This is a genomic window from Muricoccus nepalensis, from assembly GCF_006438825.1.
Taxonomy (GTDB): domain Bacteria; phylum Pseudomonadota; class Alphaproteobacteria; order Acetobacterales; family Acetobacteraceae; genus Roseomonas; species Roseomonas nepalensis.
Genome location: NZ_RCZP01000005.1, coordinates 140,612 through 160,496 on the forward strand (window position 1 = coordinate 140,612; position 19,885 = coordinate 160,496).

Annotated in this window: 18 protein-coding genes and 1 pseudogene; 7 read left to right on the top strand and 12 right to left on the bottom strand. The window is 75.3% G+C overall.

The window, feature by feature from the left end; translation table 11 throughout:
- Nucleotides 1-21: 21 nt before the first annotated feature.
- From EAH89_RS08210 to EAH89_RS08230, 5 genes are all read left to right on the top strand, one after another.
- Nucleotides 22-933 carry a VOC family protein gene (locus EAH89_RS08210; protein ID WP_140882317.1) on the top strand — a complete coding sequence of 304 codons (912 nt, stop codon included), beginning with the start codon at nucleotides 22-24 and terminating at the stop codon, nucleotides 931-933.
- A 5-nt stretch (nucleotides 934-938) separates the two neighbouring features.
- Nucleotides 939-1,319 carry a nuclear transport factor 2 family protein gene (locus EAH89_RS08215; RefSeq protein ID WP_140882318.1) on the top strand — a complete coding sequence of 127 codons (381 nt, stop codon included), beginning with the start codon at nucleotides 939-941 and terminating at the stop codon, nucleotides 1,317-1,319.
- Nucleotides 1,320-1,387: 68 nt separating this feature from the next.
- Nucleotides 1,388-2,095, top strand: a complete 708-nt coding sequence (locus EAH89_RS08220) for an FCD domain-containing protein (RefSeq protein WP_140882319.1) — start codon at nucleotides 1,388-1,390, stop codon at nucleotides 2,093-2,095.
- Nucleotides 2,096-2,185: 90 nt separating this feature from the next.
- Nucleotides 2,186-3,061, top strand: coding sequence for an alpha/beta hydrolase (locus tag EAH89_RS08225; protein WP_140882320.1), 876 nt, complete (start codon nucleotides 2,186-2,188; stop codon nucleotides 3,059-3,061).
- Nucleotides 3,058-4,125: an Ldh family oxidoreductase gene (locus tag EAH89_RS08230; protein WP_140882321.1), complete on the top strand. Its 1,068-nt coding sequence runs from the start codon at nucleotides 3,058-3,060 to the stop codon at nucleotides 4,123-4,125. The genes EAH89_RS08225 and EAH89_RS08230 overlap by 4 nt, the downstream gene beginning before the upstream one ends.
- On the opposite strand, the gene EAH89_RS08235 is transcribed toward EAH89_RS08230, so the two are convergent.
- The 7 genes and pseudogenes from EAH89_RS08235 to EAH89_RS08265 all read right to left on the bottom strand — a co-directional run bounded on the left by EAH89_RS08235 (nucleotide 4,113) and on the right by EAH89_RS08265 (nucleotide 12,423).
- Complete coding sequence (locus EAH89_RS08235; RefSeq protein WP_161993507.1) at nucleotides 4,113-5,141, bottom strand: tripartite tricarboxylate transporter substrate-binding protein; 1,029 nt, start codon at nucleotides 5,139-5,141, stop codon at nucleotides 4,113-4,115. The genes EAH89_RS08230 and EAH89_RS08235 overlap by 13 nt on opposite strands.
- 168 nt (nucleotides 5,142-5,309) lie before the next feature.
- A pseudogene (locus EAH89_RS08240) lies at nucleotides 5,310-5,939 on the bottom strand (LysR substrate-binding domain-containing protein); the annotation flags it as partial.
- Nucleotides 5,940-6,169: 230 nt separating this feature from the next.
- Complete coding sequence (locus EAH89_RS08245; protein ID WP_140882324.1) at nucleotides 6,170-7,531, bottom strand: MmgE/PrpD family protein; 1,362 nt, start codon at nucleotides 7,529-7,531, stop codon at nucleotides 6,170-6,172.
- A complete protein-coding gene (locus EAH89_RS08250) occupies nucleotides 7,528-9,597 on the bottom strand; it encodes an acetate--CoA ligase family protein (RefSeq protein WP_140882325.1) in 2,070 nt (689 codons plus the stop codon). Before EAH89_RS08250 ends, EAH89_RS08245 begins: the two co-directional genes overlap by 4 nt.
- Nucleotides 9,594-10,427 (bottom strand): enoyl-CoA hydratase/isomerase family protein, encoded by an 834-nt coding sequence (locus EAH89_RS08255; RefSeq protein ID WP_140882326.1) that lies wholly within the window; start codon nucleotides 10,425-10,427, stop codon nucleotides 9,594-9,596. Before EAH89_RS08255 ends, EAH89_RS08250 begins: the two co-directional genes overlap by 4 nt.
- Nucleotides 10,424-11,425, bottom strand: coding sequence for a D-2-hydroxyacid dehydrogenase family protein (locus EAH89_RS08260; protein ID WP_241666913.1), 1,002 nt, complete (start codon nucleotides 11,423-11,425; stop codon nucleotides 10,424-10,426). The genes EAH89_RS08255 and EAH89_RS08260 overlap by 4 nt, the downstream gene beginning before the upstream one ends.
- Nucleotides 11,426-11,433: 8 nt before the next feature.
- Nucleotides 11,434-12,423, bottom strand: a complete 990-nt coding sequence (locus EAH89_RS08265; protein ID WP_140882327.1) for a Bug family tripartite tricarboxylate transporter substrate binding protein — start codon at nucleotides 12,421-12,423, stop codon at nucleotides 11,434-11,436.
- 136 nt (nucleotides 12,424-12,559) lie between these two features.
- Between EAH89_RS08265 and EAH89_RS08270 the strand changes: the two genes are divergently transcribed.
- A complete protein-coding gene (locus tag EAH89_RS08270; protein WP_140882328.1) occupies nucleotides 12,560-13,414 on the top strand; it encodes a LysR substrate-binding domain-containing protein in 855 nt (284 codons plus the stop codon).
- Between the two features lie 9 nt (nucleotides 13,415-13,423).
- On the opposite strand, the gene EAH89_RS08275 is transcribed toward EAH89_RS08270, so the two are convergent.
- The 5 genes from EAH89_RS08275 to EAH89_RS08295 all read right to left on the bottom strand — a co-directional run bounded on the left by EAH89_RS08275 (nucleotide 13,424) and on the right by EAH89_RS08295 (nucleotide 18,735).
- Nucleotides 13,424-14,431 carry a tripartite tricarboxylate transporter substrate-binding protein gene (locus tag EAH89_RS08275; RefSeq protein WP_140882329.1) on the bottom strand — a complete coding sequence of 336 codons (1,008 nt, stop codon included), beginning with the start codon at nucleotides 14,429-14,431 and terminating at the stop codon, nucleotides 13,424-13,426.
- Between the two features lie 59 nt (nucleotides 14,432-14,490).
- Nucleotides 14,491-15,687 carry an FAD-dependent oxidoreductase gene (locus EAH89_RS08280; RefSeq protein WP_161993508.1) on the bottom strand — a complete coding sequence of 399 codons (1,197 nt, stop codon included), beginning with the start codon at nucleotides 15,685-15,687 and terminating at the stop codon, nucleotides 14,491-14,493.
- Between the two features lie 45 nt (nucleotides 15,688-15,732).
- The gene (locus EAH89_RS08285; protein ID WP_140882331.1) at nucleotides 15,733-16,689 is read right to left on the bottom strand and encodes an alpha/beta fold hydrolase; all 957 of its coding nucleotides are present in this window, start codon (nucleotides 16,687-16,689) and stop codon (nucleotides 15,733-15,735) included.
- Between the two features lie 41 nt (nucleotides 16,690-16,730).
- A complete protein-coding gene (locus EAH89_RS08290; protein WP_140882332.1) occupies nucleotides 16,731-17,717 on the bottom strand; it encodes a ring-cleaving dioxygenase in 987 nt (328 codons plus the stop codon).
- A 127-nt stretch (nucleotides 17,718-17,844) separates the two neighbouring features.
- Complete coding sequence (locus EAH89_RS08295; RefSeq protein ID WP_140882333.1) at nucleotides 17,845-18,735, bottom strand: helix-turn-helix domain-containing protein; 891 nt, start codon at nucleotides 18,733-18,735, stop codon at nucleotides 17,845-17,847.
- A gap of 207 nt (nucleotides 18,736-18,942) precedes the next feature.
- Here EAH89_RS08295 and EAH89_RS08300 point away from each other — a divergent pair, with 207 nt between their 5' ends.
- A complete protein-coding gene (locus tag EAH89_RS08300; RefSeq protein ID WP_241666914.1) occupies nucleotides 18,943-19,788 on the top strand; it encodes an amidohydrolase family protein in 846 nt (281 codons plus the stop codon).
- The last annotated feature ends 97 nt before the right edge of the window (nucleotides 19,789-19,885 follow it).

The window sequence follows — 19,885 nt, forward strand, 5'->3', positions numbered from 1 at the left end:
CGACCGCCGGAGGGCCCGCGCATGCTTCCGGTGAAGCGCCTTCGGTTCCTCGCCCTCGCCACCCCCGACCTCGAGCGGCAGCTCGCCTATTACCGCGACGTCATCGGCCTTGCCGAGGTGGGGCGGGAGCGCGGCCGGGCGTTCCTGGCGACGGAGGCCGGCCAGCTCGCGATCGTCCTCGAGGAGGGCTCGCCGCCGGGCCTGTGCCGCCTGGCCTTCGACCTCTCGCCCGCGCTGGACGCGGAGGAAACGGCGCGCGCCCTGCGGGACGCCGGGCTCTCCGCCGAGCGGGTGTCCGACAGCGCGCCCGGCTGCCCCCTCGCGCTCCGCGCGCGGGACGGGGATGGCCGGGTGATCGAGCTCCATGCCGGCCCGCATTTCCACGACAACCGCCAGCCGCTGCCGGGCGTGGCGCCGCTGAAGCTCGGCCATGTCGCGTGCCACGCGCCGGACCCGGCGGCGACCGCCGGCTTCTACGCGGAGCGCCTCGGCTTCCGCGTCTCGGACTGGATCGAGGACCGCTTCGTGTTCCTCCGCTGCAGCCACGAGCACCACACGGTGAACTTCACCCGCGGCCCCGACGCCCGGATGCACCACCTGGCCTTCGAGCTCCGCGACGCCGCGCACATGCACCGGGCCTGCGACATCCTCGGCGGGCAGAAGGCGACGGTCCTCTGGGGGCCCGTGCGGCACGGGCCGGGCCACAACGTGGCGATGTACCACCGCGACCCCGACGGCAACGCGATCGAGATGTTCTACGACCTCGACCGCATGACGGACGAGGCGCTGGGCTTCTGGGACCCGCGGCCCTGGCACCGCGACCGGCCGCAGCGGCCGAAGACCTGGGTCGGCCTGCCGCGCGACGTCTGGGGCCTGCCGCCGTCGCAGGCCTTCCTCGAGATGCACCGGCTCCAGCTGCCGGACGCGAGCTGACGGCAATGGGCGACGCCACGCTCCTCGCCCGGGAGGACGAGCGCTTCCGCGCGATGATCGCGGGCGACCTCGCGACGCTCGACCGGCTGATCGCGGACGACCTGCGCTTCGTCCACTCCAACGGCGCCGTGGAGGGCAAGGCGGAGTTCCTCCGCAAGCTGCGCAGCGGCGAGCGCCGCTACCGCCGCTACGAGGCCCTCGCCCGCGAGGTGCGGCAGGAGGGCACGCTCGGCCTTGTCTTCGGCGAGGCGGAGGCGGAGATCGAGCGGCCCGGCGGTTCCGTCCGCGCGCGCATGATCTACACCGCCGTCTACCGCGGCGGCGCGGAGCCCCGGCTCCTCGCCTGGCACTCGGTCAAGTCGCCCGCGCCGGCCGAGGGTCCTTGAGGCGGGGACCCTTGAGGCGCGGGGCGGGCGGCGCCACAGTCGGCCCTTCCCAGAAGGTTTTCCAAGCCATGCCCGCGAGGGTCGCCCCCCGGAGCGCCGCCCCGCCCGCGGTGCTGGTCAGCCAGACCGTCCTGAACCAGCTCCAGGCCGACATCCTGGACGGGCACTACGCCCCCGGCGCGCGACTGCGCTTCGCCGAGCTCCAGAAGGCCTACGACGTCGGCATCGGCACGCTGCGCGAGGCGCTGTCGCACCTGGCCTCGGTGGGCATGGTGGAGGTGGACGCGAACCGGGGCTTCCGCGTGGCGCCCGTCTCGGAGGAGGACCTCCGGGACGTCTCCACCCTCCTGATGGAGTTCGAGCAGCGGGCGATCCTCTCCTCCATCGAGCGCGGCGGCCAGGACTGGGAGGAGGGCGTGGTGCTGGCCTTCCACCGGCTGGCCGGCATCGAAGCCCTTCCGCGCGCCGAGCGCACGGCGCACTTCAAGGAGTGGGTCGCGCTGCACCGCGACTTCCACCAGGCGCTGGTCGCCGCCTGCGGGTCGCGCTGGCTGCTGCACATGCGCGGCCTGCTCTACGACCACATGGAGCGCTACCGGCTGCTGTCGCAACGCCACCGGCCGCAGGGGCCGGGGCGGCTGGCGGAGCACGAGGCGATCAAGGAGGCCGCCCTCGCCCGCCGCGGCGCGGAGGCGGCGGAGCTGCTCCGGCGCCAGATGCAGTGGACGGTCGACAACGTCCGCCGCTACGCCCCCCAGTTCATCCAGGCGGCCTGACGGCGGAGCCACCTCGCCGCTGATTATCGAATGTCTTGAAATTTTCGAAGATCAATGCATCCTGCCGCCGTACCGGAGGAATGCCAGGTCATGGACAGCGAGATCACCTTCCCCTCCGACGGGCTGCGGCTCGCCGGCAGCCTGCACGTGCCGGACTCGCGCGGGCCGGAGCAGCGGCTGCCGGCCGTCATCGTCCTGCACGGCTTCATCGGCGCGAAGGACAACTCCTACTCCGAGGTGGTGAGCCGGCTGATGGAGAGCTGGGGCTATGTCGTGCTGCGCATCGACTTCCGCGGCTGCGGCAAGAGCGAGGGGCGGCGCGGCTACGTGCTCTGCCACGACCAGGTGGCGGACACGCGCAACGCCCTCACCTGGCTCGCCGCGCGGCCGGAGGTGGACCCGGCGCGGATCGCGGTGCTCGGGCACTCCTTCGGCGCCGCCATCGCCGCCTACACCGCCAGCACCGACACGCGCTTCCGCGCGGCGGTCATCTCCTGCGGCTGGGGCAACGGCGAGCGCAAGTTCCGCGGCCAGCACCCGACGCCCGAGGCCTGGGCGAAGTTCACGGCGATGCTGGAGGAGGGCCGCGCGCACAGGCAGCGCACCGGCGAGACGCTGATGGTGAGCCGCTGGGACGTGGTGCCAATGGCCGAGCACCTGCGCAAGAACCTGTCGCACCTCGCCCAGACCGTCGTGGCCGCGGACACCGCGCAGAGCATGTACGACTTCAAGGCCGAGGAGGTCATCGGCCAGCTCGCGCCGCGGCCCGTGCTGTTCATGCACGGCGCCGACGACACCGTGACGCCCGTCGAGCAGTCCATGCGCCTGTGGGAGCGCGCGGGCCAGCCGAAGGACCTCGTGCTGATCACCGGCACCGACCACTTCCCCATCTTCGGCGACGACAACCGCGGGCGCGACATCCTGAAGGGCTGGCTGGGCCGCTACTTCCCACTGGACGCGGCATGACGGCGCGCGTCGCGGCGGACGCGCTGCGCGACTTCGCGGGCGCGGTCTTCCGCGCGGCCGGGGTCGGCGACGCGGACGCGCGGGCCTGGGCCGAGACCCTCGTCTGGGCGAACCTGCGCGGGGTGGACAGCCACGGCGTGCTCCGCATCCCCCGCTACCTCGAACTCATCGGCTCCGGCGCCATCAACCCGCGGCCGGCGATGGCGATGCGCGTTGCCGCCGGCGCGATCGGGCTACTGGAGGCGGACCGCGCGCCGGGCCCGGTCGCGATGAACCGCGCGATGGACGAGGCGATCGCCATCGCGCGCCGGCTGCACCTCGGCTGGGTGGTGGCGCGCGACATCACCCATGCCGGCGCGGTCGGGCACTTCGCCGTGCGCGCCGCGGCGCAGGGGCTGGCGGGGCTGGTGATGACGGCCTCCGGCCCTCTCATGGCCTGGCCGGGCAGCCGGGGCGCCGTGGTGTCGACCAACCCGATCGCCGTCGCGATCCCGGCCGGCGAGCGCCCTCCCCTGCTGCTCGACATGTCGACGGCCGCGGTGGCGCTGGGCAAGGTAATGGCCGCGAAGGACGCGGGCACGCCGATCCCGGAGGGCTGGGGCGTGGACGGCGCGGGCCGCCCCACGACGGACCCCGCCGCGGTCGCCACGCTGCTGCCCATGGCGGGGCCGAAGGGCGCCGGCCTGTCGCTGATGATCGAGTGCCTGGCGAGCCTCGCGGCGGGCAACCCGCTGCTGACGCCGTCGCTGCTCGGCCAGGGTCCGAAGGAGGGACCGCGGATGAACGGGCTCGCCATCGCGGTCGACGTCGGCGCCTTCGGGGAGGCGGGCGCCTTCGCGCGGGAGGTGGACGCGCTGGCCGCCGCCGTCGCCGCGGCGCCGGCGGGGGGCGACGCGCCCGTGATGCTGCCGGGCGAGCGCGGCGGCGCCGTGATGGCGACGCGGGAGCGCGAGGGCATCGCCCTGCCCGCCGGCACCTGGACCCGCCTGGAGAAGGCCGCGGCCGCGCTGGGCGTGCCGATGCCGCCCCGGAGCGGCGGGCCGCCGGCGCGTCAGTCCGGCTGAAGCTGCCGGCTGACGACGAGCTGCCGCCACCGCGCGATCTCGCCCGCCACGAGGTCGCGCAGCTCCTCGGGCGAGCTGGTGCGCACCTGGCCGTCCACCAGCTCCGCCAGACGCGCGCGCAGCGCCGGCTGCTCGGCCAGCGAGAGGACGGCCTTGTGCAGCGCCGCGACCGCCGGGGCCGGGAGGGAGGCCGGGCCCGCGAGCCCTGCCCAGGTCGTGACCGCGTAGCCGGGCACGGTCCGCCCGACCGGCGGCACGCCGGGGAAGGAGGCGGAGGGCTCCGGCGCCGTGAGGGCGATCGCGCGCAGCCGCCCGTCGCGCACATGCGGCCCGGCCGTGACCGTCGTGATGATGGCGCAGGCGAGGTCGCCGGCCATCAGCGCGGTGATCGCGTCCGCCTCGCCGCGGTAGGGCACGTGGAGGAGGCGCGCGCCCGTCATCGCGCCGAGCAGCTCGCCGGCGAGATGATGCGTCGAGCCGGAGCCGGCCGAGCCGAAGCTGAGGCCCGCGGGCGTGGCGGCGAGCCGCAGCAGCGCCGCGAGGTCGCGCGCGGGGTTGTCGGCGCGCACGGCGACGACGAAGCCGTACTCCACCACGCGCGCGACCCAGGTGAAGCCCGCGACCGGGTCGAAGGCGAGGTTCCGCCCGAAGGCCGCCCCGACGGCGTGGCCGCCCGTCATCAGCCCGATGGTGTAGCCGTCCGCCGCGGCGCGGTTGAGCGCGCCGGCCGCCACCATCCCGCCCGCGCCAGGCCGCGGCTCGATGAGCACGGGCTGGCCCAGGAGGCCGCCGAGCGGCGCCGAGAGCACGCGGGCGAGGGTGTCCGCCGAGCCGCCCGGCGCAAAGCCGTGCAGCATCACCAGCGGACGTTCCGGGTAGGCCGCGAGGGCGGGGCCGGCGGCGAGGCCCGCCGCGGCGCCGAGGAACAGGCGGCGCGGGAGCGGGCCGCCGGTCCACGCCGTGTGTTCGGGTTCCGCCTCCGCGCGACGGCGGGGCACGCGGATGGGCGCTGTCACGGTTCCATTCCCTCCGTCCGGCCGCGCCGCGACAGAGGCGGGCGTCGCGCGGCCGCCCTGCATGGGAGCGGCCTCTATCGTGCCGGAACCGTCCCACAGCATATTCGAAGATACAATCTTTTTCGAAGATAGGCGCTGTAGGCTAGTAGCGGGAGGGCCCCGCCGGCCTCAGGCGCCGAAGGTGATCCCCTCCTTGCGGTACATGTCCTTCACGAGCTTGAGGATGAGGCTGATCTCCGGCGAGCGGTCGCCCTTGCGGGTGCTCATAATGACGGGCGAGACCGCCTCGGGCTCGTCCAGGCGCCGGTAGACCACGTTGTCGCGGCGGAACCGCTCGACGGAGGCCGGCACGACGCAGACGCCGGTCTCCGCCGCGACGAGGCCGAGGGCGGTCTGCAGCTCCCGCACCTCGTGCACGGCCCGGGGCTTCATGTCGCGCTCCCGGAAGAGCGCCAGGACCTGGTCCGCGTAGCTCGGGCGCGGCGACTTGGGGTAGACGACCAGCGCGTCCTGGGCGATCTCGGCCAGCTTCAGCAGGCCGGTGCGCGACGAGAGGGGATGCGTCAGCGGCAGGGCGACGCAGAGCGCCTCGTTGCGCAGGAGCGTGCGCTCGACCGCGATGTCGTTGAACGCGACTCGCCCGAAGCCGACGTCGATGCGGCCCTCCTTGAGGGCGGCGACCTGCTCGATCGTCGTCATCTCGAGCAGCGTCAGCTCGACATCGGGCCGCGCGGCGCGGTACCGGCGGATCACCTCCGGCAGGTAGCCGTAGAGCGTGGACGCAACGAAGCCCATGCCGAGCCGCGCGTGGCCCCCCGAAGGCGCGCGACCATCGCCTTCATCTCGTCCAGGCGGTCGAGCGGGCGCGCGCCGAGGCGCTGCTGCGCGAGGGCAAGTGGGACCACCTCTGGCGGAGGAGACGGCGCGCTGGGGAGCCTTCGTCCGGCGCGCTGGCGTTCAGCCGGAGTAGGGCGCCTTGCCCGGGCCGCACGGCGCGCCCCAGGCCGGCGGCGCCGGGGCCCCGTCGGTCAGCGCGCCCCGCGCGGATCCCGGACGAGCAGGCCCGGCAGCGCCCCGCCCTCGCGGATCGCGCGGCGCAGGGCCTCCGCCGCCGCCGCGCCGAGGACGGGCTCCGCGAGCTCGTGGAACTTCGCGTCGAGCTCGGCGTCGGTCAGGGGGTCCTCGGGATCGCCCTTGCGGATCGGCTGCTCGTGCTCGAGCACCGTGCCGTCCGCCAGCGCCAGCCGGAGGCGCGCCGCGCGGCGGCGCGGGTAGGCGTCGGCGAGCTCCGGCGCGAGGCTGACGGAGACCTTCGGCATGAAGGCGCGCAGCGCGGGGTCCGAGAGGCGCTCGGGCCGGAAGGCGTCCAGCCGGACGGCGCCGAGGTGCAGCAGGGCGGCGACGCAGTACTGGGTGCTGAAGCGCGCCTCCTCCGCGCTGGCCACGACCGGGCGGTCGCACATCTCCGCGGTCGCGCGGTAGCCGGCGACCTGGAGGCTCTCGACCTCCTCCGGCCGGAAGGGGCGCTGCGCACGGAGGGCGACGAGCCCGTCCAGCGCCGGGAAGATGTGGCCGCAGCAGCCGTGGTTCTTGACGGTGATCGCGCCGATCACGAAGCGCTCGCCCAGCCCCTCCAGCGCGTCCTCCCACCGGCCCGTGCTGTCGCTGGTCGCGGCGGCGAAGCCGGCGGGGCCGTGCAGCACGTCGGGCGCGCCGGTCACGCCGGCGGCCGCGGCCCGGGCGGCGAGGACCCCGGCCTCCGCGGCGTGGCCGGGGTGGAGCGGCTTGCTCATCCCCTCGCCCCGGAAGGCGCCCTGCAACCCGCCCGCCATGGTGGCCGAGAGGGCGATGGCGTGGCCGATCCGCGCGGCGTCGCAGTCCAGCAGCAGCGCCGCCGCCGTCGCGGCCGCCAGGGTGCCGACCGTCGCGGTGGTGTGCCAGTGGCGGTAGTGGCTCGGCTGCACCGCCAGCGCCACGCGCCCGCCCACCTCGTAGCCGGCGGCCATGGCGCGCAGCAGGCCGTCCATCCCCGCCCCCTGCGCCTGCGCGACCGCGAGGGCGGCGGCGATGGTGGGGCTGCCGGGATGGAGGCCGGAATCGCGGTGGATGTCGTCGAACTCCACGGCGTGGCTGGCCACCGCGTTCAGCAGCGCCGCGTGGCGCGCCCCGCCGCGCCGTCCGTCGACGTAGCAGACCGCCCCGCCCTCCCCGCGCTCGTCCGCCAGCGCGGCCGCCAGCAGCGTCGCGGGCGGGGAAAGCGTGCCCGGCAGGGTGGCCGCGAACCAGTCGAGCAGGGCGCGCCGCGCCTGGTGCTCCAGCCCCGCCGGCCAGGGCCGGTCGCGCCAGCCGGCGGCGTGGGCCGCGAGGACCGGCAGGGGGTTGGCGGTCACCGCAGCACCGCGAGCCCGTCCACCGCCCGCGCGCCCTCGCCCTGTGGCAGCACGAGCAAGGGGTTGATCTCCGCCTCCAGCAGCCGCTCCCCCGCCGCGCCGGCCATGGCGGCGAAGGCCATCACCGTGTCGACCAGCGCGCCGGTGTCGGCGGGCGGGGCGCCGCGGTAGCCGCGCAGCAGCGTCGCGGCCTTCAGCTCGCTGACCATCGCCTCCGCGTCGGCGCGCGCGATGGGCAGCAGGCGCAGCGCGGTGTCCTGGAAGACCTCCGCGGCGACCCCGCCGGCGCCGAGCAGGACCACCGGGCCGAGCTGCGGGTCGCGGTGGAAGCCGAGGATCATCTCCACGCCGCCGCGGACGCGCTCCTGCACCAGGAAGCCCTCCGGCGCCGGGGCGCCGGCGGCGCGCAGCCGCTCCAGCATGGCGACGCAGGCGGCGGGCACCTCCGCGGCCGCCAGACCGACCTTCACGCCGCCGATGTCGCTCTTGTGGGCGATGGCGCGGGAGAGGATCTTCAGCACCACCTCCCCGCCGAGGGCGCGCGCGGCGGCCTCGGCCCCGGCCGCGTCGGACACCGCGCGCTCGCGCGCCACCGGCACGCCGAAGCGCGCGAAGACCGCCTTGCTCTCCACCTCGTTGAGGTTGCCAGCGGGAAGGCCGGCCAGCACCGCGCTGTCGGGCGCGATCGCGGCCGGCGCGGGCGGCAGGGCGCGGCGGCGCAGCGCGCGCAGCACGGAGGCGCAGCTCTCGGGCGTCGCGAAGGCGGGGATGCCCTGGCCGTTGAGCAGCCGCACGAGATGCGGCGCGTGCGGGCTGACATAGGCGAGGATCGGCTTCGTGCTGCCCGCCTGGCAGGCAAGGATGGCGCCGGCGACGATGTCCGGTGTCGCCAGGGCCGAGGAGCCGATCACCACCACGACCGCGTCGTAGGACGGGCTTTCCAGCAGCGCGGTGATGGCGCCGCGGAACAGGTCCGGGCGGAGCCCCGCGAGCGTGACGTCGACGGGGTTGCGGCCGATCGCCGCGGGGTCCTCGTCCAGCAGGGTCGCCAGGGCGCGCGTCGTGGCCTCGTCCGGCGCCGGCACCTCGATGCCCGCCAGCCCGCAATTGTCGGCCAGCAGCGTGCCGGCGCCGCCGGTGGAGGTGAGGATGGCGACGCGGTCGCCCTCCGTCCGGCGGCCGGCGGCGAGGGCGGCGGGGATGTCGAGCAGGTCGGTGAAGGTCTCCGCGCGGATCACGCCGTGCTGGCGGAACAGCGCGTCGTAGACGCGGTCCGCGCCCGCCAGCGCGCCCGTGTGGGAGGTGGCGGCGCGCGCGCCGGACTCCGAGCGCCCGACCTTGTAGACCACGACGGGCTTGCCGAGCTCGGCGGCCCGGCGCGCTGCGCGCTTGAAGGCCTCCGGCCGCCGCAGCCCCTCCATGTAGACCGCGATCACGTCCGTCGCCTCGTCCTCGACGAGGTGCTCGAGGAGGTCGGAGCTGTCGAGGTCGGCCTCGTTGCCGGTGGAGACGAGCTTCGCGAAGCCGATGCCGCGATCCGCCGCGCGCGAGAGGAGGGAGCCGAGGATGCCGCCGCTCTGCGAGACCACCGAGATGCGCCCGGCCGGCAGATCGCCCACCTCCAGCGCGCCCGTCGCCGAGAGCATCATGCCGTCGGTGAGGTTGACCAGCCCGATGGTGTTGGGGCCGAGGAGCCGCATGGCGCCGGCCGCGTCCTTCAGCGCGGCCTGGCGGCGCGCGCCCTCCTCGTTGGACTCGCCGTAGCCGCTCGCGAGGACGATCGCGGCCCGGCAGCCGCGGGCGGCGAGGTCGCGCACCGCGGCCTCCGCCCGGTCGGGTCCCAGCAGCACGATGGCGGCGTCCGGCGCGCCGGGCAGCGAGGCGACGTCCGGGTAGCAGCGCAGGCCGGCGATGCTCTCGGCGCGCGGGTTCACCGGCCAGATCTCGCCGGCGAAGCCGTATTTCTGCAGGTAGCCGACCGGGCGGCCCGTCATCTTCGTCGCGTCGGCGGAGGCGCCGACGACGGCGACGCTGCGCGGGCGCAGCAGGGCAGCGACGGCGCTCACGCCGCGTCCCCCTTCGCCTTGGCGGCGCGGCGTTGCGCGACCCCTTCGAGGAAGGCGGCGACCGATTCCTGATGCTCCCGGGAGGAGTAGCAGATGGCCTGCGCCTGGCTGCCCATGGCGAAGACCTGCTCGACCGAGAGCTCGAAGGTCTGGTCGAGGATGTTCTTGCTCAGCGCGAGCGCCGCCGGCGCGCCCGCCGACAGCTCCCCGGCCCAGGCGCGCGCGTCGTCGAGCAGCGCACCGGCGGAGGTCACGCGGTCGATCATGCCGAGGCGCAGCGCCTCCTCCGGCTCCACGGTGCGGCCGGAGAAGATGAGCTCCTTGGCGCGGGAGAGGCCCACGCGGCGCGGGAGGAAGTACATGCCGCCGCCGTCGGGGATGAGGCCGCGCAGGATGTAGGTCATGGCGAAGCGAGCCTGCTCGGAGGCGATGATGAAGTCGCAGCAGAGGGCGACGTCGCAGCCCAGCCCCGTCGCCGCGCCGTTCACCGCGGCGATGGTCGGCTTGGGCAGCGCGTGCAGCATCGAGATGGCGTGATGCGTGCGCTGCTGGCGGCGCCAGCCGTTCAGCGCGACCTCCCCCTGCGGGACCGCGAGGCGCGCCTGCATCGACTTCACGTCCCCGCCCGCGCAGAAGCCCTCGCCCGCGCCGGTGAGGACGAGCGCCTTGATCGAATCCGTGCGCGCGACATGGTCCAGCGCCGCCATGAGGTCGGCCCGCATCGCGTCGTCGATGGCGTTGCGCGCCCGCGGGCGGTTCAGGGTCAGCACGGCCACGGGGCCGTCGGCCTCGAGCAGGATGGCGTCGGAGGTGGGGTCGGCTGGGGTCATGGCGTGGTTCCTTGCGCGTCGCGCGCGATGCTGTTCAGCGGTCGGGGCAGCGGGAGGCCGGCGTTCCAGGCGCGCAGGCAGGCCGCCGCGCCCTCGAAGTAGCGGCGGACGTTCTCCCGCGTGACGTAGCCGAGATGCGGCGTGAGGATGGTGCGCGGGGCGCGGCGGATGGGGTCGTCCTCCGCCATGGGCTCGGGCTCGTGCGTGTCGATGGCGGCGCCGCCGAGATGGCCGCGCTCGAGGGCCGCGATCAGCGCCGCCTGGTCCACCAACGGGCCGCGCGCCGTGTTTACCAGCAGCGCCCCCGGGCGCATCAGCGCCAGCTCCGCCGCGCCGACCACGCCGCGCGTCGTGGGGCCGAGGCCGAGATGCAGCGTGACGATGTCGGCGCCGCGGAACAGCCCCGCCTTGTCCGTCAGGGTGGCGCCCGCCGCCTCGGCGGCCTCGGCCGTCATGTTCGGGCTCCAGGCGAGAAGGCGCATGCCGAAGGCGCGGGCGATGGCGGCCACCCCGGCGCCGATGCGCCCGAGCCCCGCGACGCCCAGCGTCGCGCCCTCCAGCCCCAGCCCGGCGCCGCCCTGCCAGGCGCCCTCCCGCAGCCGCGCCTCCTGCCAGGGGATCTCCCGCGCGAGGGCGAGGAGGAGGGCCCAGGTTAGCTCGACCGTGGGGGAGGCGAGCGAGTCCGTGCCGCAGACGGCGACGCCGCGCGCCGTGCAGGCCTCGAGGTCCAGCACGCGGTTGCGCATCCCGGCGGTGACGACGAGGCGGAGCGCCGGCAGTTGCGCGATCAGCCCGGCCGGAAGGGCGCTCCGCTCGCGGAACAGCACCAGCGCGTCGGCGCTGGCGAGCCGCGCTGCGCGCTCCCCCTCCGGGACCGGCGCGGCGAGGAACTCCACGGGCAGGCCCGACCAGTCCGCCGCGGCCGGGGCGACGTCGCCGAAGTCGTCGAGCACGACGACGCGGCGCAGCGGCGCGCGGCCCATGGTTCGGCCCGTCATTCGGCCCGTCATTCAGCGCGAATGTTCGCGCGGGTCACCACCCGCTGCCAGCGCTGCCGGTCCCGCTCGATGAAGGTGCCGAAATCCGCCGGCGCCGGGCTCGCCTCGATCTCCACGCCCTCCTCCGCCAGGCGCTGGCGCACGCCCTCCTCGGCGAGCGTCGCGTTCAGGGCGGCGTGCAGCGCGGCGACGCGGTCGGCCGGCGTGCCCGCGGGCGCCAGCAGCCCGTACCAGGTGGAGGAGATCACGTCGTCGAAGCCCTGCTCCACCGTCGTGGGCACCTCGGGCAGGAAGGCGAGCCGGCGCGGCGCCGCGACCGCCAGCGCGCGCAGCCCGCCCGAGGCGATGTGCGGGCGCAGCGGGGCGGCGGCGTTGGTCAGAATGTTGACGCGGCCGGCCAGCACGTCGGTGATCGCGGGCCCCGTGCCGCGGTAGGGGATGTGCTCCATCTCCGCCTCGAAGGTGAGGGCGAGCAGGGCGCCGAGCACGTGGCCCGTGGTCCCGACCCCCGGGCTCGCGTAGGAGAGCGGCGGCCGGGCGCGGCGGGCGAGGTCGCGCAGCTCGCCCATCGTCCGCGCCTCGACCGACGGGTTCACGGTGATGACGTTCGGCGCGTTGCCGACGAAGCCGATGGGCGCGAAGTCCCGGATGATGTCGTAGGGCACGCGCGGCTGCACGAGGCTGCTGATGAGGAAGCTGCCGCTGCCGCCGAGAAGGAAGGTGTAGCCGTCCTTCGGCGCCTGGAAGACCACCTCGTTGCCGATGATGCCCCCGGCGCCGCCGCGGTTCTCGACGACGATGGTCTGGCCCAGCCGCGCGCCCATCCCCTCCGTCAGGACGCGGCCGACGATGTCGTTGCTGCCGCCCGCCGCGAAGGGGATGATCATGCGGAGCGGGCGGTCCGGGAAGCGGGCCGGCTGGGCCAGCGCCGGGCGGGCGGGCGGCGCCAGGGCGGCCAGCGCCGGTGCCAGGCGCAGGGCGGTACGACGGGTGATCATCGCGGGGTTTCCTCCGGGGCGTTGCGGTTCCCCTGGCGCTTAGGGACGGCCTTGGCGGGCAGGATCCCCGCCGCGGCCGGCGCTGTGAAGTCCCAGAGTTCCTTGCCCTGCCCCAACCCCTGGTTATGCTGGCGGGATGCGCCCGGCCCTGCCCCTGGAAAGCCTATGGGCCTTCCACCTCGTCGCGGAGACCGGCAGCCTGACGGCGGCCGCGGCGGCGCTGGGCGTCACCCAGCCGGCCGTCAGCAAGCGGCTGCGCGACCTCGAGACCTCGCTCGGCTGCGCCCTGGTCCGCCGCGGGGTCAACGCGATCAGCCTCACCGAGCCGGGCCGGCGCTTCGCGGAGGAGCTCGGCGACGGCTTCGCCCGGCTGCAGGCCGCGACCGACCGGCTGCGCTCCGCCTCCCCGCCGCTGCGCGTCCGCGCCTACACGACCTGGGCGCTGCGCTGGCTCATCCCGCGCCTGTCGGCGTTCCGCCGGCGCTACCCCGGCATCGAGGTGGAGGTGAGCACCTCGACCGCCGCGGTGGACCTCGCGCGCGAGGCGGTGGACGCGGCGGTGAGCACGGCGCCGCAGGACCGGCCGCCCTCCCCGGCGGCGCGGCGGCTGCAGCCCGTGGTGGTGGCGCCCTTCGCCATCCCCTCCCTCGCTGGCGCCTGGCGGCCGGAGGGAACGCTCCTCGGCAGCAAGGTGCGGCCGAACGACTGGCCGATGTGGCTGCGCGCGAACGGCCTCGAGGGCGCGGGGCGGCCCCTGCTGTTCGAGAGCACGACGCTCGCGATCCAGGCGGCGCTGGAGGGGCTGGGCGTCGTCATCTGCGCGCCGGGCTACGTGGGCGGCGAGGTCCGGGCCGGCCGGCTCGCCGGCCTGCCGGGCCGGGCGCTGGCGACGGGGGACTGCTACTGGCTGAGCCTACCCGGCGGCCGGATCGACGCGCCGCTCCAGGCCTTCGCCGACTGGCTCGTGGAGGCCTCCGCCAAGTCCTCCTGAGCGGCGGCCTTACTCGGCGCTGAAGCCGGTCGCGAGCACGATGGGCGCCCAGCGCTCGCGCTCCGCCCGGAGGCGGTCCGCGAACTCGCGGGAGGTGGAGGGGCGCGGGCGCTGCTCCATGGTGGCGAGGGAGGCCTGCAGGTCCGGGTCCCGCACCGCCTGCGCCACCGCCTGCTGCAACGCGTCCACGAGCGGCGCGGGCGTGCCGGCGGGGAGCAGGATGCCGTACCACTCCTCGGCCGTCAGGGCGGGATGGCCGAGCTCCGCCAGCGTCGGCACGGCCGGAACCCGGCGGGACCGCTCGCGGGAGGTGACGCCGATCACGCGGCCGAAGCCGGTGCGCTCGTACTCGGCCATGTCGCCCGTGACGGTGATCGCCAGCGCCAGGCGCCCGGCCTGGAGGTCCGGCATGGCCGGGCCGGTGCCGCGGTAGGAGACGTGCTCGAGCCGCAGGCCCTCCGCGCGCGCGAGTTCCTCCATCAGGAAGTGCGGCGTCGATCCGGCGGCCGGGCTCGCGTAGGGAACGGGCGCGGGCTGCCCCTTCGCCCAGGCCACGAAGCCCGCCAGGTCGCGCGCGGGGTGGCCGGGCGTGAGCGCCAGGGCGAAGGAGGTGGAGCAGAGGCCGCTGACGGGGACGAAGTCCTTCAGCCCGTCGTAGCGAAGTGTCCGCGGGTAGATGTGGGGGTAGATGGTCAGCATGCTCTCCGGCGTGACCAGGAGGGTGGCGCCGTCGGGCGCCGCGGCCTTCGCCGCCTCGATCGCCAGGCGCGAGGCGGCGCCCGGGCGGTTCTCCACGACCACCTGCGTCGCGTAGGTGCCGCGCAGCCGCTCGGCGAAGACGCGGGCGACGATGTCGGCGGCGCCGCCCGGGGGCCAGCCGAGGAGGATGCGCGCCGGCCGGTTCAGGGCCGGTGCCTGGAGCGGCGCTGGGACAGGGGCCTGCGCGCGCGCCGCGGCGGCCGGCGCGAGGGCCAGGCCGGTCGCCAGCAGCCCTCGCCGGTTGATCGGGGACGCCATCTCTTCCCTCCGTGGTGAGGGCGGCGGCGGGTCTCGCGCCCGCCTTGCCGCCGCGACGATCAGGCCGGCTGGGCGAGCGGGTGCCGTCCGACCACGTTGAACACCTGCCCCAGGCCCTGGCGCGCGACCTCGGGGTCCTCGGCCATGCGGCGCAGGCGGGCGAAGTCCTCCTCCCGTCGGGCGGGATCGCGCTCGCTCATGCGGCGGCGGTTCTCCTTCGCCGCGGGCGAGACGACCTCGAGGAAGACGCGCCGGCGCTCCTCGGCCCAGTCGTCCAGCACCGCCTCCTCCGCCCGCCCGGCGATGACGGCGGCCAGGGCGTCGCCGAGCGGGATGGCGTCCAGGAGCCCGCCCGTCAGGCCGAGCCCGCCGATGGGGTTGACGAGGTGGGCGGCGTCGCCGGCCAGCAGGACGCGGCCGGCGCGGAAGCCCGGCACGCAGCGGTCGTGGACGCGGTAGGGCGAGACGGCGACGGGTTCCACCGGCGCCCGACCCGGCAGGATCATCGCCTGGCGCTCAGGCACGAGGCGGCGCACCTCCTCCTCGGGGAGGCCGGGGTGCTCGCGGTAGGTGCAGCGGAAGAGGCCGGTCTGGTCGATCTTCGGCATGATCGCCCAGTGGTCGGGGTCGATCACGAGGTTCGCCGTGCCGTAGCCGTGCGCCTCCATGTCGTAGCGGATGTCGGTGGCGACGAACCACTCCGGCCAGGTCACGCCGTCGAGCGGCAGGCCGAGCGCGCGGCGCACGCCGCTGCGCCCGCCATCCGCGCCGATGAGCCAGTCGGCGCGAAGCTCCGTCTCGCCGCCCTCCGTCTCCACCGTCACCGTGACGCCGTCGTCGTCCTGCCGCAGGCCGGTGATGCCGTGCCCCCAGCGCAGCTCGACGCCCGGCACCCGCAGGAGGTGGCGCAGCACGATCCGGGCGAGGTTGTTCTGGCCGAGATGGAGGTTGAAGGGGTAGCGCGTGTCGCGGGCCAGCACCGCCATGTCGATGCGCGCGATCAGCGTGCCGTCGATCGTCCACCACCAGTAGTCCTGCTTGAGGACGCCGATCTCCCGCAGGTCCTCGAGCAGGCCCATGCGGTCGAGCGCCTCCACCACGGGGGAGTGGTAGACCACCGCGCGCGGCGCCTGGATGATGCCGGGCTCGGCGTCCAGCACCACCACGCGGATGCCGGCCCGCGCCAGCTTCAGCGCCGACACGAGGCCCACCGGGCCCGCCCCGGCCACGATCACGCCGTCGATCCTCTCGGGCATGGCCCGGCTTCCTTCCATCAGGCCTTGCGCCCCGCGGCGTCGGCGCTACCGCGCGGCCGCCTGCCGCACGAAGGACGCGAGCTCCGCGTTGAAGCGCGCGGGCTCCTCCCAGAAGGGCGCGTGACCGCTGCCGGGGTAGAGGGAGAGCTGCGCGCCCGGCACGGTGGCCGCGGTGAAGCGGGCGATGCGCGTGTCGAGGATGCGGTCCCCCTCCCCGTGCGTGACGAGCACGGGCAGGCGCAGCGCCCGCAGCGCCGCGGCGTAGTCTCCGGGGCGCCCCGCCAGCCCGGTGCGGACGTGCAGCGGCGCCAGCATGTTGAAGGCGAGCATCGTCTGGAAGTCTGCGGGGTCGGGCTGCGTCACGAAGCAGGCGCGCAGGAAGCGGGCGGTGCCCTCCACGAAGGCGTCGATCCCCGGCGCGAGCATCGCCTGCGGCCCGAGCAGGCCGGCGTCCGGCCCGAGGAAGCCGGGGTCGCCGAGCGAGCTGCTGGCGTCGACGTAGTGGATGCCGGCGAGCTCCGCCGCGCCGTGGGCCGTGAGGTAGTCGCCGATCACCCGGCCCGCGTAGGACCAGCCGACCAGCACGGGGCGCCGCAGGCCCATCTCGGCGATCACGGCCCGCACGTCGTCGGCCCAGACCTGGCCGGGCTTGTAGAAGGGGTCGCCCTCCGGCTTCGCGCTCATCCCGTGGCCGCGAAGGTCGATCGCGACCATCCGGAACTCCCGGGCGAGCGCGGCGTCCTGGAGCTGGCGGTCCCAGGAGAGCGCGGCCTGGGCGAAGCCGTGCAGGAACAGGACGGCGGGCCCCTGCGGGTTGCCGAACTCGTAGGCCGCGAGCCGCACCCCGTCCGGCGAGCGCACCGGGCGGGGCTGGTAGGCCGTCCGCGCGGCCGCGGCCGGGACCGCCTGCGCCCGCGCGGCCCCCGCCGGGATGAGCTCGCTTCCCATGGCCACCGCCCCCCATCGCATCACGTCGCGCCGGCCCGCCCTGTCCTGCGTCATCCCCGCCTCCTCTGTCGCCGCGCGTGGGGCTCCGCCCCGGGTCAGGCCGGCACCTTGCCGCCGAGGGAGGAGGCCGGCACCGTGATCGGCTCCAGCGGCGCGACGATCTCGGCGCGGCGGCTCTCGAACCAGGGCGGCAGCAGCAGGTTCCGGCCCAGCTCCTCCGCCGGCTCGTCGATCGTGAAGCCGATGTCGGAGGTGGCGAACTCGCACAGGATCCCGCCGGGCGAGCGGCAGTAGACGGAGTGGAAGTAGTTCCGGTCCTTCGATTCCGAGCAGTCCGTGTAGCCCATGCCGACGACCTGCTCGCGGAACTCCATCTGCTCGGCGTCGTTGCGCACGGCGAAGGCGACGTGGTGGACCGTGCCCTCGCCAAAGGTCCAGCTTCCCTGCGGCACGTCGGGGTCGTGGCGGACGATCACCGTGCAGCCCGGCCCGCCCTCCGCGATCTCGAAGCGCTGGTAGCGCTCGTCCTCGGCGGTCTTGCGGAAGCCCACGGCGTCCACGAGGAAGCGCTCCTGCTCCACCCGGTCGCGCACCGACATGGTGACGGCGTTGAAGCCGCGGACGGAATCCTTCTCCTCGATCTCGTCGGTCGTCCAGCCGGCGCGCGCGTCGCGGTCGTCGCCGACCATCTCGAACTCGAGGCCGGAGGGGTGCTCGAAACGGATGACGGACTGGCCCAGGCGCTGCCGGATGCCGTCGTTCGCCACCCCCAGGCGCTCCAGCCGCCGCGCCCAGAACTCCAGCGCGCCCTCGGCGACGGAGTAGCCGGTCACCGCCACCTGGCCCGTGCCCTTGCGGCCGCGGATGCCCGCTTGGCGGTAGGGGAAGGTGGTCATGATGGTGCCGAGCTGGGCGTCGCGGTTGCCGTAGTAGAGGTGGTAGATCGGCGTGCTGCCGTCGAAGAGCACCGTCTGCTTCACCATGCGCTGCCCGATGACGCGGGTGAAGAAGTCGATGTCCTCCTGCGCCTTGCCGACGCAGGAGGTGACGTGGTGCATCCCCGTCACGTAGTTCTTGGCCATCGTTTCCTCCGTCCTGGCCGTTCGGCCTTGGCCCGAGGCTAGGCCGGCACCGGGAAGGCCCTCCTGCACGATCCGCGCGCCGCTTCGGCACGAAACGCGCACGGCGGAGCCCGCAGCCCCGGCGCGCTCAGCGGGAATGGCGGCGGAAGGCGGCCGGCGTCGTGCCCGTGCTCCGGCGAAAGAGGCGCGTCAGGTGCTCCTGGCTCGCGAAGCCGCACTCGAGCGCGACCTCGGCGATCGGGAGGCGCGTGCCCGCGAGCAGGCGCCGCGCCGCCTCGACCCGGAGCTGGATGAGGTACTGGTGCGGCGGCTTGCCGAGCGCCTGGCGGAAGCGCCGCGTGAGCTGGACGGGGCCGCAGGCGGCGACCGCGGCGATGTCGGCGAGGGTGATCGGGCGCTGGAGGTTGGCCTGCATGAAGTCGACCGCCGGCGCGATGTCGCGGGCTGTGGCCTTGCGCGCCGGGGGCGGCGCGGCCGGGGCGCTGGAGTGGCGCAGCACCAGCCGCGCCGCGATGGCCGCCGCGAGATGGTCGACGAGGAGGGCGTTCCCCCCTTCCCCTTCCGCGAGCACGTCCCGCACCGCGAGCAGGAGGTGGGTCAGCGCGGGGTCCACGTCGCCGAAGCGCGGGATGACCTCCAGGCGCGACGGGTCCCGGGCCCCGCATTCCGCGGCGACCCCGCGCAGGACCTCGTCCGCGAGGTAGAGGTGGAGGCTGTTGAGCGGGCCGCGCAGCCGGACGCCGAAGCCCGTGCCGCCCGGGATGATGTGGGTGCCGCCCTCCGGGATGAGGGAGACACCGCGCCCCATGGGGAGCTCCCGCTCGACGGGGACCGGGCCGTCCAGGTGGAGGACGAGGAGGTGGTCCGGGACGCTCGGGCAGTGGTGCTCGTAGGGCTGCTCGCGCTGGGCCGAGGCGTGCAGCGACCGCCAGCCCTGGTCCCGGCTGGAGAGGTACTCGTCCACCCCGGCGCGGAGCAGCATTCCATGCGCGAGGCACGAGGCGTAGGGCTGGTTCATCGCCATAAGGGATCGGAGGCCCGCCGTGCTACGGGGATGGTGCCCGGATCGGTGCGGCAACGCCAGCGCGACGAGGGCGGCCGGCGGGGTCGTCCATCGCCCGGGCCGCGCGGCCGATGGCGGGCCCACCGGGCGGCGGCGCGCCCGGGGCCAAGGGGCGTGCCTCGCCGAGCGCCCGGGCCGCCGGTGAACGGAACAGGAGACGCCATGAACCAGCACGCCGCTTCCCGCCGGGCCCTGGGCCGCGGCCTCCTCGGCCTTGGCGCGGCCGCGGCGATGCCCGCCGGCCTCCGGGCGCAGCGGGCGGGGCCCGTCTTCGACAGCCACCTGCACGTCATCGATCCCCGCTTCCCGCTGGTGGAGAACCAGGGATACCTCCCGCCGCCCTTCACCCTGGCGGACTACCTGGCCCGCGCCCGGCTGCTCGGCGTCGCGGGCGGCGCCGTCGTGTCCGGCTCTTTCCACGGCTTCGACCAGAGCTACCTGCTGGCGGCCCTGGCCGGGCTCGGCGCGGGCTGGGTCGGCGTCACGCAGGTGCCCGCCAGCATCGCGGACGAAGAGATCGCGCGCCTCGCCCGGGCCGGGGTGCGCGGGCTGCGCTTCAACATGTTCAGGGGGCGGATCGACGGCGTGGACGAGCTGGTCAGCCTCGCGACCCGCGCCCACGCGGCCGGCGGCTGGCATCCGGAGATCTACGCCAACGCCGCGGCGCTCGCGCCCCATGCCGGCGCGCTCCAGAAGCTGCCCGCGCCGCTGGTCATCGACCATCTCGGCATGACGCAGGCCGGGCTGCCGGTCGTGCTCGACCTCGTCAGCGCGGGCGCCAAGGTGAAGGCGACCGGCTTCGGCCGCGTCCAGCTGGACGTCCCGAGGGCCCTCGAAAGCATCGCCCGGCGGGACCCGGCGGCGCTGATCTTCGGCACCGACATGCCCTCGACCCGGGCGCGCCGCCCCTTCGAGCCCGGGGACATGGAGCTGGTCCGGCAGGTCCTGGGGGACGACCTCGCGGGCCGGGTCTTCTGGGACAACGCCCGCGCCGTCTACCGCCTCTGACCTTGCGCGCCTCGCCCCAGGAAGTCCGGCCGGCGTCGCTGCGGAACCCCGTTCTTGCACCGCCCTGTCCCGCTCCATAGGCTTCGGGAAAACACGG